This is a genomic window from uncultured Methanobrevibacter sp., from assembly GCF_947169325.1.
In the GTDB taxonomy this organism is placed as follows: Archaea; Methanobacteriota; Methanobacteria; order Methanobacteriales; family Methanobacteriaceae; genus Methanocatella.
This window is the reverse complement of record NZ_CAMVPN010000003.1, coordinates 1-14,511: the sequence shown is the minus strand read 5'-3', so window position 1 is coordinate 14,511 and position 14,511 is coordinate 1. Positions and strand designations below refer to the sequence as shown.

Here is a 14,511-nt window from a genome sequence, read left to right as displayed (position 1 = left end):
GTTCAGACTTTCTTCTCTTTATAACTCTTAATTGAGGTTTTCTTTTTAAAACACATATAACTTCAACCTCAATTATTCCCTCAATTAAGAGTTTTCTTCTGCCCTTATTTTTCGAAAATCATTAAATACTATTAAAAATATAAATATCTCTTGATAATTTCATTCTTATCAAAATAATTATGGTGATTAAATGACTGATAAAGTACTTTTAGCATTCAGTGGCGGATTAGACACCTCTGTATGTGTTAAATTATTAGAAGAAGAATATAATGTAGAAGTTATTACTGCATGCGTGGATGTAGGACAAGGCGAAGAAGAAATGGAAAAAGCAAAAAACAGTGCGGCTAAAATTGGTGGATTAAAACACTACAACATAGACGCCAAAGAAGAGTTTGCAAACGAATACATCGCACGTGGAATCAAAGCAAATGCAGAATATGAAGGATACCCATTAAGTACTGCTTTTGCAAGACCATTAATTGCCCAAAAACTTATAGAAGTGGCTGAAAAAGAAGGAGCAACTGCCATTGCACATGGATGTACTGGAAAAGGAAACGACCAGTTCAGATTTGAAGCAGTTATCTATGCAATGTCCGATTTAGATATCATTGCGCCAATCAGAGAAATGAACTTGACAAGAACTGAAGAAAAAGCATATGCTGAATCTAAAGGTATTGAGTTAAGTTATGATAAAATTTACAGTATTGACGAAAACCTATGGGGAAGAGCAATTGAAGGAGACGTTCTGGAAGACCCTGCAAACGAACCTCCGGAAGACATCTACGAATGGACTGCCTCTTGGGAAGATGCTAAAGATGAACCTGAAAAAGTATCTATCGAATTCGAAGAAGGTATTCCTATAGCGATTAATGGTGAAATGATGCCTTTAATCGACATTATCAGAAAATCAAATGAAATTGCAGGATCCCATGGAATCGGCAGAGTAGACACTATTGAAAACAGAATGATTGGTATTAAAAGCAGAGAAATCTACGAAACACCTGGTGCAAAATTATTAATTGCAGCACACCAAGCATTAGAAGAGTTAGTCCTAACAACTGATGAGTTAAGATTTGCCGAATACATGTCTACACTTTATGCTGATTTGGTCTACAGAGCTCTCTGGCAGGAACCTTTAAGAGAAGACCTCGACCAAGCAATTGACAAAATGCAGGAAAGAGTAAGCGGAGAAGTCGTGATGAAAGTGTTTAAAGGCTCAATCCATCCAATTGTTAGAAAATCTCCATTCAGCTTACACAGCATTGAACAGATTACATTTGAAGACAAGGAAACCGAACAGAGTGAAGTTGAAGGTATGATTAAATACCACGGTCTTCAAGCAAGAAATTTCCAAAAATTAAACAGATAGCTTTAATGCTATCACTTTACTTCTTTTTTTGAACAGCTTCAATGAAATACTCATTGAAAAAGCTTCTGTTGAAATCAAACAGGTTGATGAAATCAGAATCTATAATATACATCACACACCAGTCATCATTATCACGTATTCCACGACCATACGCCTGCATGATGGCCATTACCGCCTGATAGTAATACCATGACTTGTCCAAAGCCTTTCTGTATTTGACCTGCTCATTCAGCTGAGGATAGGGAACCTTAAAGATAATCTGAAATCTGCACAGATCCCCTTTAAAGTCAACGCCGTCCTTTATCGAAGCCCCTATTAGAACAAAATTCTTTTTGGATTCAGTAAATTCTTTTAAAACGATGTTTCTATCCTCACCACCGACAAATATTAACGGATAGTCTTTTAAATTCTCAATTAGCCAGAAAGCCTGTTCATTGCTTGAGGTATGGATTACTCCCTTTTCATGTTTATGCTTATCTAGAATTTCTTTAATCTTTTTAATGGCTCTCTCATTTTTCCAATTGGGGATTCCACGAGTCTGTCCACTCATGCTTGCAACGAATTCTGGAAAAATTGGTCTTTTGGCAACGTCAAATGGAGATTTCTCATAGATATAGTAAGTCTCCTCAACGTTGATGTTGTTCCACTGGCAGAACTTCTCCATGTTTCCGAGAGTCCCTGTCAGAAATATGCGAACATTTCCTAACTTAAGCAGGTTTTGTGTATCATCTGAAACCGAGAACGGCTTAAAATCAGCTGAAATATCCATCTTGCCATCCAGGATATCACCACGATTAGGCAAATCGATAATCAAATCGTCAGCACCCAATCCCAGACTGATTGTTGCAAATGCCTTCATGTCCGTTTCCAGCCTCTGCTTTTCGATATAATCAGAACTTGAAAACTTGGACGGATCCTCTTCAAATTCATCCAATGTAACCTGAACGTCTCTTTTATGCTCACCATCGATTTCCCTGATGCGCTCCTTACAGACTTTGACCAAATCATCACACAGTTCAATCCAATGATGAGCATCCCTTTTTAAGCTGTTATATGAAACGGAATTGTTCATCAGGGATTCAAATATGTCAATACCGAACTTTGTTGAAATGTATTCACGGTTCATGCTGTGCGTGGACAGCATCAGCATCTTGCGTTCAAGATTATGTGCCTCATCCAAAATCAGCAGCTCCCTTGAATCCAGCATTTGATTGGCGACACCCATGTAATAGAGAAAATCATAGTTGGTGATGACGTTTTCAGCATCAACGGCTCTCTTAAATGCTAATTTAAAAGGACAGGTATCGCATTTTCTTAAGTTATACTCATCCTTAATGCAAAAATCGCAGGACCCATTGTAATTGCACGGATAATTTCCTTTGCCCTTGATTTCGACAAGCATGTCTGAAAAATCATCCAAATATTGCTCCTGAAGCTGCTTTGTCATTGTCAGAATATAGGAATCCTCATACATATTGGCAAGGGTGGTTGCGATTGCGGACTTGCCGATTCCCGTTCCCGCTTCAAGAATGATATTTTTATAGCCTTCACCGATTGCAAAATTAATCTGGTTGATGAGTCTAATCTGGCTGTTTCTAGGATTATACTTTGGAAGTGACCAGTAAACCATCCAATCCAAATTAGAATTAGTATTCTCCATGGCTTTCCTCACTAAATTTTAATAACAACTTAGTAATAGTATGTAAAAAATAATATTTAAAATAATATTAAAAAAATAAAAAAATGGGATGAAATCCCAAAATTACAATATTAAACCAAAATATTTAAAAATGAAATCTGAACTGACACCATCAGCTTTCATTTTCATCGCAAGATCTCTTTTAGTATCTTCAACAACTTTGTTGATTAGATTCCTTTCATAGCGATCAATGTAAGTACTTTCCATTTTTATCACTCCCAGAAATTCTTCTTGCTTTTCATCAGTGAATATTGCCTTCACAGATAATATCTGAACAAGCTTAATTATGTATTTATGCTCCTCAGATATTTCAATTTTGTTAATGAACTGACACATATACTCCAATACTTCTTCCCGACTTTTTTCATGATGAAAAAACGGCATTAATGCAAGATGATATGCGTCATCATCATCCAATTCCACTTGATTTTCTAATTTATCGTTAATATTATTTAAAGATTTTTCCCCATCAATATCAGCTAAGAAAGTTACTTCCGGATTAGAAAAGACACCTGGAAAGAGTTCAACTATTGGAATTGGAGTTTTGTTCTCATCTAAAGACACGAAATGTGGTTTAACAGGAACCTCAACATCCACTCTCAAATCTATTGCATATTGGTAATTTCTTAGCACTGTTTTGTCATTAATAGGCATTGAATGAAATTCATAGCTAATACAAAACCCATGATGTGTCAACACCGGCAAATCAAGAATCCCTCTTTTTAACCGTGAAGTCAACACATCCTGATGGAGAACTTCTATAATTCCAGGTTTTTCTCCAGTTATGCGCATCAAGGCATTTAAAAATGCTCTTGAAGACAATTTGAGAAGTGAGTCGAATTCCTGATTTTTTGCAGGAATAATAACCACCTCTTTAATTTGCATCAATAGACATCGCGATAATCTAGTGAACACATTATATTATGTTTCCATTTAATATAAAGTATTATGTTATCTTTTAGAGCAATTTAATGCTTTAAAATTAATTTAATAAGATTTAAGCAATTTTACATTGAGAAAACAATTTTGACTTGGAAAAAAATAAATACGAAACAGTTACATAAACAATATCATGTCTAAAATCAACCAACTGCAGGAAATAATTGACTCTTCCGACAACATCGTGTTTTTCGGAGGGGCAGGCGTGTCAACAGAAAGTGGAATTCCGGATTTTCGCTCTGAAAGCGGAATCTTCAAGAGTCTGGAAAAATATGGAGACACACCTGAAAACCTTGTTTCACACAGTTACTATTTGGACCATACCGAAGAATTCTTCGAGTATTATAAGGACACATTAGTTTTCAAGGATGCAGAGCCAAATCCTGCGCATATTGCACTGGCAAATCTTGAAAAGGCAGGCAAATTAAAAGCAGTTATAACACAAAACATCGACGGACTTCATCAGAAGGCTGGAAGCAGAGAAGTTTTAGAACTTCACGGATCCATTCACAGAAACTATTGCCAGATCTGCGGTAAGGAATACGGTTTAGATTACATTTTAGAAAGTGACGGCATTCCAAGGTGTGAATGCGGCGGAATCGTGAAGCCTGATGTGGTGCTTTATGAAGAGCCGTTGAACAATGCCGTGTTAAGCTTTGCAATCGATTACATCTCCAATGCGGAAACGTTAATCATTGGCGGGACTTCACTTGTGGTGTATCCTGCAGCAGGACTGATTAATTACTTCAACGGCAAAAATCTTGTTTTGATAAACAAAAGCGAAACGCAATATGACAATATTGCAAGCTTAGTCATTAACGACGCTATCGGAGAGACTTTAAGCCAAATTGAAATTTCAAAATAATCAGAAGAGCTTTTTCTTCAAATTGGCATAGACTTGCCAAAATTTATAGGCTTTGGTTGATTTGAAATGATTATTTTCCTTTTTTAATTTGGAATTGGTTTTTTTCAGTTTTGACTCGAATTTTTTGAGTTTCTTTATTGTTGCATCCAACTCAAGCTTTTCATCATAATATGAATGGAAATTTGCAAGAGTGTGGCCCCCGGATAACTCCTCATTTGCATAAACAACAAGCATCTGTTCCTGTACAGTGTAATTGCCCGCTTCAAAAAACATTGGCGGAATTTCCTTATAAAACATTAAAGATTTGTTGTCGATTTTAAGGGGAAATGAAGAGTAGACGAATCTGAATTCATGTTCATCGCACATGTTTTTCTCCCTAAATGGGACTGCAACAATAAGATATTTGGAATAATGTGAAAGGGATTTTAGAATTTCAAATGGATTTTTAAAGTGTTCTATGACATGTGAAAGAACAATAACGTCAAAATATTTATCATTGTTGAGAATGTCGCCCTTGATAAACTTGCGGCTTTCTGAGCCGTATTTCTCATTTGCCTCATCAACGGCAGTTTGGGAGAAATCAATTCCAAAAACTGTGGAAGAGGAAAATGTTTTTTGAAGTTCCACCACTCCTTCGCCCAAACCACAACCCATATCGCAAATCGTGTATGAGTTTTGCCTGATTGATTCTATGATATACTCCGGCAAATGCTCCACTATTGTTTCATAGTGCAATACAGTCTGTTCTACACCATGCCTTGATTTCCAGTCTGTCTGGAATCTGGTTTCCCAATATTTTTCACTATTCAAATCCATTAGAAAAATCTCCAAAAATCAATATTTATTGATATTAATAATTTAACTCAAATATGACTTATATATTTAATGTAGACAAATTAAAAAACTAATGACTGACAATTTTTTCAAGATTCTAATCTGCTTCGGGAGGATTCAAATCAAAGTCCAAAGGTTCAGCAATCAATTCAATTCCATCCAACCGGTTATCGCAGCGATATACAAGTATTTCAACGCCCGCTTCATGTGCTTCATTTAATGTTTTTGAGAAATTAGGGTCGTTTTCCCAGTTCGGCCTGAAGAACTTTCCTGCAGGATGCTGAATTAGGAAAAACACCGCACAGCGGTTTCCATCCTTTTTAAGCTTAATCAGTTCTTTCATGTGTTTTGCACCCCTCTCTGTCGGAGCATCCGGAAATCTGGCCTCACCGTCAACTATCAGTGTGACTCCTTTGACTTCAACATAGCAGGGTTCGGTTAAAAAGTTCATTCCGCAGCAGTTGTCTTCACGGTTTGCCAGGTATATGTCTATGCGGGAGTTTTCAACTGTCTTTTCCCTTTGGTGAAAATCATAGCCTGCAAGCTCCTTTATTTTGCCGTCAATGATTGCATCATATACAATGCTGTTGGCCTGCTGGGAGTAAAGTGATACCAGCACCCCCTTGTTTTCAACGAAATGCAGAGAATATTTTGTCTTTCTGTTCGGATTGTCGGATGGCTTTAGCCAAACCGCAGCACCGTCAATGAGAAGCTCTTTGCAGCGTCCGGTATTCGGCACATGCGCTATTTCCAATTCGCCCTCCACTTCAACTTCTGCAATGAACCTGTTCGGCCTTGCCCTGAAAATCCCCTTAACATAATCCATCTTTAATCACACTGCCGATGTATGAAACCAAATCTGTTGCTGAAAAGCCGTTTCCTTTCTCATTAAATGCTTCATCGCCTGCAAGGCCGTTGATGAATGCCGCAAGACATGAAGAATCAAATGCACTTAGACCCTGTGAGAGCAAACCTGCAGCTATTCCTGCAAGCGCATCACCGGTGCCTCCAACAGTCATTCCGGCATTGCCGGACTTGTTGATTCTGAATTTGGTGCCTGACAAAATCAGGTCATAGTGGCCTTTGACAATCACCGAACCCTTAATCCGGCGAGTGATTTTTTGAAACTCGGTTACGTTTTCATCGACCTTGGCGAAATCATAGGAAGCGATGTCCAGTTTCAAGTCATCAGAAACGTTGAAGAATGATTTGAACTCGAAAATATGTGGAGTCAGTATAATATCTTCACGGTTTTTAACCAATGACATTTCAACCTGCTTTAGGGCATCCGCATCAAATACCACAGGTTTTTTGATTTTTGCAGCCAGCACATTGAAGAGCTTTGAGGTTTCCTCATCAATTCCTGAGCCCGGACCGACTAAAACCGCATCCACTTTCTCAGACAATTCAAAAATTTCATCCAAATGCACCAATGTCAGCTTATCTCCCTCAAGGGATTTTACAATTAAATCCGGAGAGGTTGACTTGATGGCCTCAGCCGCCTTTTCGGGAGCGGCAACATAAACCAGGTCTGCACCTGCACCGATTGCAGCCATTCCTGCAATAGCTGGAGCGCCTGAATAGTCCTTGCTTCCCCCAACAACTAAAATCCTGCCGTTGTTTCCCTTATGCGAATCCTCGCTTCTGTTCTTAATCCTTAAAAAATCACCGTAACTTATAAAGTATTCCGCTTCAATCGGAATTCCAATGTCTGCAGTTACAAGTCCCCCTACTACTTCCTCTTCGGCGTTTCTAACTCCAGTCTTGATTTTGTGAAAGCTGATTGTATAATCCGGAACAACAGCCAAGTCATCCACATTACCTGTCAGAGGATCCATTCCTGACGGCACGTCAACACTGATTTTGATTCCTTTGGAGTCGTTTATGATTTCGATGGCCCTTCGGATGTTGGTCTGGAGACTTCCCCTGATTCCTGTTCCCAGAAGCCCGTCGACAATGATGAACTCTGAATCATGGCTTTTTGCAACTTCGCAACCGTTAATGTCATCCAATGTCTTTAGACTGTAAACGTTCAGGCGGGACAGACGGGGAATCATGTTCATCAGTATCTCAAAGTTTGTGCGGGCCTCGGCCGAGTGAATATTCTCCTTCAGCATGTAGATGTCAACATCATAGCCTCTGTTTAAAAGATAGCGTGCTGCAACAAAGCCGTCCCCTCCGTTTCCGCCGGAGCCAGTAAAAATTACAACCTTGACAGGTTTTGAGAATGTATAGACTGCAATCTTACCCACCTCTTCTGCCAGAGACTTTCCGGCAGATTCCATCAAGCATAAGCGGGATAAACCTAAATATTCACAATTATAATCAGTTACCATCATATCTATCGGGTCCACAAAATCACCTTTAAGTTAAAATATGAGTATTTAAAATAAATATAATTATCTTAATTTAAGGGAAATACATATGAGAAAGATTACCATAAAACTTCTAAAGACATTGCCTACAAAATATGTTACAACAGGCATAATACTGATTGTCGCCTTATTTATTTATGGAATTGTAGGTTCTTATTTTATAATGGGTTTAAATCTGATTGATTCAATTTATTATTCGGTAATTACCATGGCAACGGTAGGATATGGAGACTTTACCCCAACCACCGGAATTCAAAAGATATTTGCAACAACACTTGCATTGGGAGGAGTTGCACTGCTTGCCTATGTATTTAACATTATTATAACAAATTTCCAGGAAAAAATGAGAGAATATTCAAAAGGAGCTATGAAAATGAAGGCAATTGAAAATATGGATGATTATTATATTCTTTGCGGTTACGGAAGGGTTGGAAAAGTGGTCTTTGAAGAGCTGACCAAAAGAAATCAGAACGTCATATTGTTTGAAAAGAATGAAGAGCTACTTGAAGAGATTGAGGACAGCGATTCAGTAGTCACAATACACAAAGACGCTACTGAAGACGACTTGATTTCAAAGCTGGCAGGTGAAAAATGCAGAAGCGTGATAATAAGCACAGGAGATGACGTTACCAATCTGTTTATAGTTTTAACAATCCGTGAAAGCAATCCCGACGCATGGATTGTATCAAGAGCCAGCAAAGAGGAAAACTACTCAAGGCTCAGAAAGGCAGGTGCGGATAAAATCGTGTCTCCGGAATTGATTGGAGGAAAAGACCTCTATTTCGAATCAACAAGACCACATATCCTGAAATTGACCGTCAGGCATACTGTAGATGAACTTTATGACGAATTTAAAATAATCAGCAAACATGGATGCAATCTGGAAAACATACAATACCACTTGCCTGGAATCGAAACCCCCTTGACACGAAGGATAAATACGATGGACATTAAAGACGGCAAGCAATTTAGGGATTATCTTGAAAAGAACACAGACCAAAAGGAAGCCATCGAAAATCTGTATAGGATCGTGAACAATACCCATTCCCATATCATTTCAGGCCCTGACCGTGCCACATTCCGTAAACTGATTGATGAATTGGAAAAGCACGAAGAGATACTCGGAATAAACTTGACCAAAAAAGAAGTGGCTGAGATAACAAAGAAAAATATCAAATAATCAAGTTTTATCAAAAAAAGAAAGTGAGAGAGTGAAACTCTCTAGAATAAGTCTTGTAAGTGGATTTGGTAAGGACCTAAGCTTCCACCGTAGTTACCTGCGCCGATTTCAAGAACACCAGGTACTTGACAAGCAGCTTCAATACCTGCTTTCATAGCAGCTTTAACGGATTCTTCATCTACACCATCAATAACGATTTCCATATTTCCGAATACGTTTTCTGGCAATTCAGTTTCTACTTGATCTTTTAAAGTTACACATTCTTTTTCGTTGGTAGATGCACTCATGAAAGAGTATTTGGAACCTGTTTTGGAACCAGATGCAACCATACCACCAGAGAACGGAGTAATTACACCAGCAACAGCGTGAATAGCGTCAACAGCTGCTTCAGCAGCAACAATGGAAGCCATTTGACTGTCAGCCATGATGAAGAAGTTTCCACCAGCTACTCCATCTTTACATCCCATTTCATCTTCCACTAAGAAGTCACCGGACATAATAGGAATTACATGCATTTTTTTGCCGTTTACTTCTTTTTCTGTTTCGTATCCGTCACCGAAGAATTTGAGTTGTTTTCCGGTTGGGAAGGATTCTTCACTTTCAAGAGCATTGAATGCTGCTGCAGTAGGAGCAGTTAAAACACATTGTCCAATCCTATCCATAATTTGTCCGCCTAAAGATTTTTTAGACATGTGGCAAATCATGATTGCGTAACCAGGTCTTCCATCTGGAGTTTCAGTTGGAGGAACATATTGGTCAATACCTGCTTCTGCAGGACATCCGATAACTGAAGTAGCAAATCCTGTAGCTTCAGTAGCTGCAATTTTAGCTAAATGTTTAGTAGCTGCAGTAATAATCAATCTAGATACTTTAATTCCAAAACCTTCAGCAAAGGTTTCTTGTATTTTTACACCATTGATTTCCATTTTTTCACCATTAATTTCGTTAAAAATTAGATTAAAAAAACTATTAATTAAACTAATTTCTATAACATTTAAAGATATATTTCATTATTAAAATAAAGTTTTCTATTTAATTCAAATCGTTTGAAATCAATCAAATGACATTAACGGCAACGATTTGAAAACCCAAATGTCAATGTCAAACCACATTAACGATGACGTTTTAAAACCAAATCATGACAAAAATCGCAAAACGCAAACGTTAATGTCAAAACCGCCTGTTAAACTACAAATCGACATTAACGGCAGCGATTTGAAAACCCCAATGTCAATGCCAAACCACATTAACGACCGGCATTTCCAAAAACAAATCCAAAAAAAGATTAGGATATATATCCCCAAAGAAAAACATGACCAAAATCGCAGAACGCAAACGTTAATGTCAATGTGGCTAAATTAAATCACATTGACCGGCTGAAAAATATAAAAATATCAATCTTCGCTTTCAGCTTCGCCTTCCTTAAGCTCTTCGGGAGAACTGGATGAAATTTTAGCTAAAACGTCAGACCCGTAGTAAGGCATCAGCACCATACCAATTATGGTAGTCATCCAAAATGAAATCAATCTTTCAACGACTGTTGCTGCAGCACTTATTGAAGCTGAAATTCCTGCTGCTGAATAAAATACAATCATCAAACCGTCAATGGCGCCGAGACCACCAGGAAGAAGAGGAATCATTCCAACCAAACAGGCTACAATAAACACTTCACCAATTACGATAAGATTAACATTAGCTCCAAAAGCCAAAAATACCAGATAAACCCTTACAATTTCAAAAATCCAAATTATAAATGATAATGTCAATGTAATGGCCAGACCCCTTTTGTTTGAGATTAATAATTTCATGGTCTCTTGAAAACCGAATATGGCTTCATGTATCCTGTTTTCCAGACTTTCGGAATTTTTCTTGTAAAAGCGTCTGACAAGACATATAATCCAACCGTCAACCCTATGACCAAATCCTGGATTGATGCACATGTAGATAAGCATTATCAGTATTGCCACGATTACAATTACTGCCAAAACCATCACGACAATCAGCCATAAGTCAAAATCAAAGAAAAGAGTCATGGAAGCGATTGTGATTGCCGCAAGCACGACGAAAGGAAATGTATCCAAAGCCCTGTCGGCAACAACGGTTGCGAATGCATCTTCAAAATGATAATTGTCGTTTGATTGGGACAGCAGATATGCTCTTACAGGCTCTCCCCCGCCACGTCCGGATGGAGTGATGTTATTGACGGCCAGACCCACTAAAACCATTGGAAGCAACTTTTTAAATCCAATGTCCATATCGGTCAGCCTATTTAGAATTTGCCATCTCAAAGTGTATAAAAAGTAAGTGAAAACCTGAGTAGCTATAGCCAATGCAATTATAACAGGATTCGCCATTTTCAAAGCAGATATTACCTGATCGATACCTACAAACCACAGCATTACGACCAAAATAAGAACACTTACGCCCAATAACAATATTGTCTTACGGTCCATATTATCATCTTCAATATTACCTATCTAATTCATAATACTTAAAAATTTATATAGATATTTGTCCAAATTATTAGATTAATGAGATATATAACCAAAACTGATTTGCTTATTGTTGCAAAAAACTCCGGATTAATCATGATAGGAATTGGAGTGATGTGCCTGGTTCCTCTGATTTTTGATCTGATTTATTTTGAGTTTGATATCATCAGTTTTGTTATCCCTGCGACGATTTCCGTGCTGCTTGGATGTTTTTTCTTAAAGTATTTTGAAAATTCCACTTATAAAAAAATGAGGCTCAAGCACGGGATGATGATTTCATCCTTTGCATGGCTGTGGGCCAGTTTTATTGGAGGCCTTGTCTTTATGCTTGCAACTCATATGCCTCCAATCGATGCTGTTTTTGAAAGCATGTCAGCATTGACCGGAACCGGAATAACCATGTTTGAAGATGTTGAAATATTGCCACACAGCATATTATTTTTCAGAGCTTTGGAACAGTGGATTGGTGGTTTGGGAGTTGTCGTCATGGTCATCGGGGTTTTGACAAAACCAGGGTCAGTATCATCAAAACTCTATCACTCCGAAGCAAGAGATGAGCGCATTAAACCAAGTGTCAAGACAACCCTTAAAAAGACTTTGGAAATCTATGTAATCTATACCGTTGCAGGAATAATCCTCTATATGCTTGCAGGAATGCCTGCTTTTGATTCCATCTGCAACACATTCCACATTGTCTCAACCGGAGGAATGGGCATCAAAAACGCCAATATGGGATTCTATCAGGATGATTTAATCTATTTCATTTCAATTGTCCTGATGATTCTAGGTGCAACAAGCTTTTTAGTCCATTATAAGGTCATAAGGACAAAAGGAAAATCCCTGATTGAAGACCTGCAATTTAAAATCATCATCTGCGTAATCGCATTCGTTACACTGATGCTTTATTTCATCTCAAATATCGTTCCTATCGACCTGCTGTTTACAATAACTTCAGCGATTACAACAACAGGAGCGAGCGTTGCATCACCGATGGTAATGGCGAACTGGCCGCCATTCGTGATAATCTGCATAATGTGCCTGATGCTGACTGGAGGTTCCAACGGATCCACAGTAGGTGCAATTAAGCTTGTCAGGATGATTACCTTCTTTAAAGGAATTTACAGGCATATCAGAGAAATCATGTCTCCGGAAGGAAGGGTTGTGCCAATAAAACTTAGAGGACACAAGATTCCTGAAAAGGCAATATCCCAATCCGGAAACTTCATCACACTGTACCTGATGTTCATCATGTTCACCTGGGCAATGTTCTGCCTGTTCGGCTATGACCCGTTCAGAAGCCTGTTTGCAGCTATGTCCCTTCAGGGAAACAACGGTCTGGAGCTTGGAATCATCAACCACACCCTAAATCCTGTCCTTAAAATAATCAGCATGTTCGACATGTGGACAGGAAGGCTGGAAATATATCCTGTGCTCATTACACTAAGAGCATTTTTCGAGATTTTCAGAAGATAGATTTATATTATTAAAAAATAAATATTGATTATTCATTGTTAGTGAGGCGATTTAATGTATGCGATTATTATGGGAGGAGGTCGTGTTGGACTTTCCCTAGCAAATTTATTGATTGAAGAAGGATTTGACATTACATTAATTGAAAACGACGAAACATTATGTGCTGAAATTGCATCCGACCTTGATGCACTAGTTATTTGCGGAAATGGAACCAGTTCCAAATTGCTTGAAGAAGTAGATATTGAAGATGCAAAATATTTCATAGCAACTACCGGAAATGACGAAGCTAACCTGCTTTCATGCATTCTGGTTAGAAAATATGATGTTGACACCATTATCGCACGTGTAAGTAATCCTGATCACGAGGAAGCGTTCAAAGAAGTTGGAATTGACAGAGTAATCAGTCCTGAAATCAGCGCAGCAAGAGATCTGGCGCAATATGTTACCAACCCAAGAGTATCAAAGCTAACAACCCTCGGTGAAGGTGACGCTGAAATCATTGAAATGACAATAACAAATGACAAGGTTGTCGGAAAACGATTTAAGGACATCTCACCAACCAAGGAATACATCATTATCGCCACTTACGATAACGGGAAATTGGTAATCCCACAAGCCAACAACATCATAAGCCGTGGGGAAAAGGTTTCCCTGCTTGTAAAAAGAGGCCACATTCAAAAGGTATCAAAAAAATTAGAGAAATTATAGATAGGAATAAGACAATCTTATATGGTCTTTTCCATTATTTTCCACTATCGGACCGTGACCAGGATAGATGTTTTTGACATCCAATTCCATCAGCTTTTCAACGCTGCTTTTCATGTCGCTGTAGTCACCTCCGATATCCATCCTTCCGACACCACCACCGGCGAAGATAGTATCTCCGCTGATTAGGTTTTCACCATCCCACAGACATATTCCACCACTGGTATGGCCCGGAGTGTGTATTACCCTGAAATCTTCAATCTCATCGCCGTCTTCAAGTTCAATGTCTACCCTGGAATTGTCAGCGCCTTCAAAGGCAGACATTGATGTTCCAAGAGTATCCTCATTTCTGATTGAAATCGCATCAAGCCTGTGAACTGCAATTTTTGCATTAGGGAAAAAATGATTTCCTCCGATATGATCGAAATGACAGTGTGTATTGACTATCAATTCAATGTCTTCAGGCTCGACTCCGTTTTCGCGGAGTTTGGAAAAGAGATAGTCCCTGTTATGGCCTGCACCTGTGTCAACCAAGATTTTCTTATCAATCAAATAGCAGTTGGAATCATAGTTGAATCCA

The 14,511-nt window shown here is 38.4% G+C and carries 13 protein-coding genes; 5 read left to right on the top strand and 8 right to left on the bottom strand.

Features of this window, described 5'->3' with window-relative positions; genetic code table 11:
- Positions 1–190: 190 nt before the first annotated feature.
- On the top strand, positions 191–1,369 hold the full coding sequence (locus Q0W26_RS00750; protein ID WP_298521464.1) for an argininosuccinate synthase: 1,179 nt from the start codon (positions 191–193) through the stop codon (positions 1,367–1,369).
- Between the two features lie 16 nt (positions 1,370–1,385).
- On the opposite strand, the gene Q0W26_RS00745 is transcribed toward Q0W26_RS00750, so the two are convergent.
- Both Q0W26_RS00745 and Q0W26_RS00740 read right to left on the bottom strand, forming a co-directional pair.
- A complete protein-coding gene (locus tag Q0W26_RS00745) occupies positions 1,386–3,029 on the bottom strand; it encodes a helicase C-terminal domain-containing protein (protein ID WP_298521462.1) in 1,644 nt (547 codons plus the stop codon).
- Positions 3,030–3,131: 102 nt separating this feature from the next.
- Entirely contained in the window at positions 3,132–3,953 is an 822-nt protein-coding gene (locus tag Q0W26_RS00740; RefSeq protein WP_298521460.1) for a hypothetical protein, read from the bottom strand.
- A 187-nt stretch (positions 3,954–4,140) separates the two neighbouring features.
- Between Q0W26_RS00740 and Q0W26_RS00735 the strand changes: the two genes are divergently transcribed.
- Positions 4,141–4,872 carry an NAD-dependent protein deacylase gene (locus tag Q0W26_RS00735; RefSeq protein WP_298521458.1) on the top strand — a complete coding sequence of 244 codons (732 nt, stop codon included), beginning with the start codon at positions 4,141–4,143 and terminating at the stop codon, positions 4,870–4,872.
- Here Q0W26_RS00735 and Q0W26_RS00730 read toward each other — a convergent pair whose 3' ends face one another.
- The 3 genes from Q0W26_RS00730 to Q0W26_RS00720 all read right to left on the bottom strand — a co-directional run bounded on the left by Q0W26_RS00730 (position 4,873) and on the right by Q0W26_RS00720 (position 8,060).
- A complete protein-coding gene (locus tag Q0W26_RS00730; RefSeq protein WP_298521456.1) occupies positions 4,873–5,688 on the bottom strand; it encodes a class I SAM-dependent methyltransferase in 816 nt (271 codons plus the stop codon).
- A gap of 115 nt (positions 5,689–5,803) precedes the next feature.
- On the bottom strand, positions 5,804–6,532 hold the full coding sequence (gene sfsA / locus Q0W26_RS00725) for a DNA/RNA nuclease SfsA (protein ID WP_298521454.1): 729 nt from the start codon (positions 6,530–6,532) through the stop codon (positions 5,804–5,806).
- Positions 6,519–8,060, bottom strand: a complete 1,542-nt coding sequence (locus Q0W26_RS00720) for an NAD(P)H-hydrate dehydratase (protein ID WP_298521452.1) — start codon at positions 8,058–8,060, stop codon at positions 6,519–6,521. The genes sfsA and Q0W26_RS00720 overlap by 14 nt, the downstream gene beginning before the upstream one ends.
- A gap of 70 nt (positions 8,061–8,130) precedes the next feature.
- Between Q0W26_RS00720 and Q0W26_RS00715 the strand changes: the two genes are divergently transcribed.
- On the top strand, positions 8,131–9,261 hold the full coding sequence (locus Q0W26_RS00715; RefSeq protein WP_298521450.1) for an NAD-binding protein: 1,131 nt from the start codon (positions 8,131–8,133) through the stop codon (positions 9,259–9,261).
- Between the two features lie 41 nt (positions 9,262–9,302).
- On the opposite strand, the gene fhcD is transcribed toward Q0W26_RS00715, so the two are convergent.
- The gene (fhcD, locus tag Q0W26_RS00710) at positions 9,303–10,187 is read right to left on the bottom strand and encodes a formylmethanofuran--tetrahydromethanopterin N-formyltransferase (protein WP_298521448.1); all 885 of its coding nucleotides are present in this window, start codon (positions 10,185–10,187) and stop codon (positions 9,303–9,305) included.
- 468 nt (positions 10,188–10,655) lie between these two features.
- Positions 10,656–11,714, bottom strand: a complete 1,059-nt coding sequence (locus Q0W26_RS00705; RefSeq protein WP_298521446.1) for a UPF0104 family protein — start codon at positions 11,712–11,714, stop codon at positions 10,656–10,658.
- 78 nt (positions 11,715–11,792) lie between these two features.
- On the opposite strand from Q0W26_RS00705, the gene Q0W26_RS00700 reads away from it, so the two are divergent.
- Together Q0W26_RS00700 and Q0W26_RS00695 are read left to right on the top strand one after the other, a co-directional pair.
- Positions 11,793–13,226 carry a TrkH family potassium uptake protein gene (locus Q0W26_RS00700; RefSeq protein ID WP_298521444.1) on the top strand — a complete coding sequence of 478 codons (1,434 nt, stop codon included), beginning with the start codon at positions 11,793–11,795 and terminating at the stop codon, positions 13,224–13,226.
- Positions 13,227–13,280: 54 nt separating this feature from the next.
- A complete protein-coding gene (locus tag Q0W26_RS00695; RefSeq protein WP_298521443.1) occupies positions 13,281–13,934 on the top strand; it encodes a TrkA family potassium uptake protein in 654 nt (217 codons plus the stop codon).
- On the opposite strand, the gene Q0W26_RS00690 is transcribed toward Q0W26_RS00695, so the two are convergent.
- On the bottom strand, positions 13,929–14,511 hold a 583-nt coding region (locus tag Q0W26_RS00690; protein ID WP_298521441.1), incomplete at its 5' end, for an MBL fold metallo-hydrolase. The genes Q0W26_RS00695 and Q0W26_RS00690 overlap by 6 nt on opposite strands.

What these genes read in the sequence shown, in the direction of transcription:
- Q0W26_RS00750 (WP_298521464.1), top strand. Translation starts at nt 191, where the DNA reads ATGACTGATAAAGTACTTTTAGCATTCAGTGGCGGATTAGACACCTCT.
- Q0W26_RS00745 (WP_298521462.1), bottom strand. Translation starts at nt 3,029, where the DNA reads ATGGAGAATACTAATTCTAATTTGGATTGGATGGTTTACTGGTCACTT.
- Q0W26_RS00740 (WP_298521460.1), bottom strand. Translation starts at nt 3,953, where the DNA reads ATGCAAATTAAAGAGGTGGTTATTATTCCTGCAAAAAATCAGGAATTC.
- Q0W26_RS00735 (WP_298521458.1), top strand. Translation starts at nt 4,141, where the DNA reads ATGTCTAAAATCAACCAACTGCAGGAAATAATTGACTCTTCCGACAAC.
- Q0W26_RS00730 (WP_298521456.1), bottom strand. Translation starts at nt 5,688, where the DNA reads ATGGATTTGAATAGTGAAAAATATTGGGAAACCAGATTCCAGACAGAC.
- sfsA (WP_298521454.1), bottom strand. Translation starts at nt 6,532, where the DNA reads ATGGATTATGTTAAGGGGATTTTCAGGGCAAGGCCGAACAGGTTCATT.
- Q0W26_RS00715 (WP_298521450.1), top strand. Translation starts at nt 8,131, where the DNA reads ATGAGAAAGATTACCATAAAACTTCTAAAGACATTGCCTACAAAATAT.
- fhcD (WP_298521448.1), bottom strand. Translation starts at nt 10,187, where the DNA reads ATGGAAATCAATGGTGTAAAAATACAAGAAACCTTTGCTGAAGGTTTT.
- Q0W26_RS00705 (WP_298521446.1), bottom strand. Translation starts at nt 11,714, where the DNA reads ATGGACCGTAAGACAATATTGTTATTGGGCGTAAGTGTTCTTATTTTG.
- Q0W26_RS00700 (WP_298521444.1), top strand. Translation starts at nt 11,793, where the DNA reads ATGAGATATATAACCAAAACTGATTTGCTTATTGTTGCAAAAAACTCC.
- Q0W26_RS00695 (WP_298521443.1), top strand. Translation starts at nt 13,281, where the DNA reads ATGTATGCGATTATTATGGGAGGAGGTCGTGTTGGACTTTCCCTAGCA.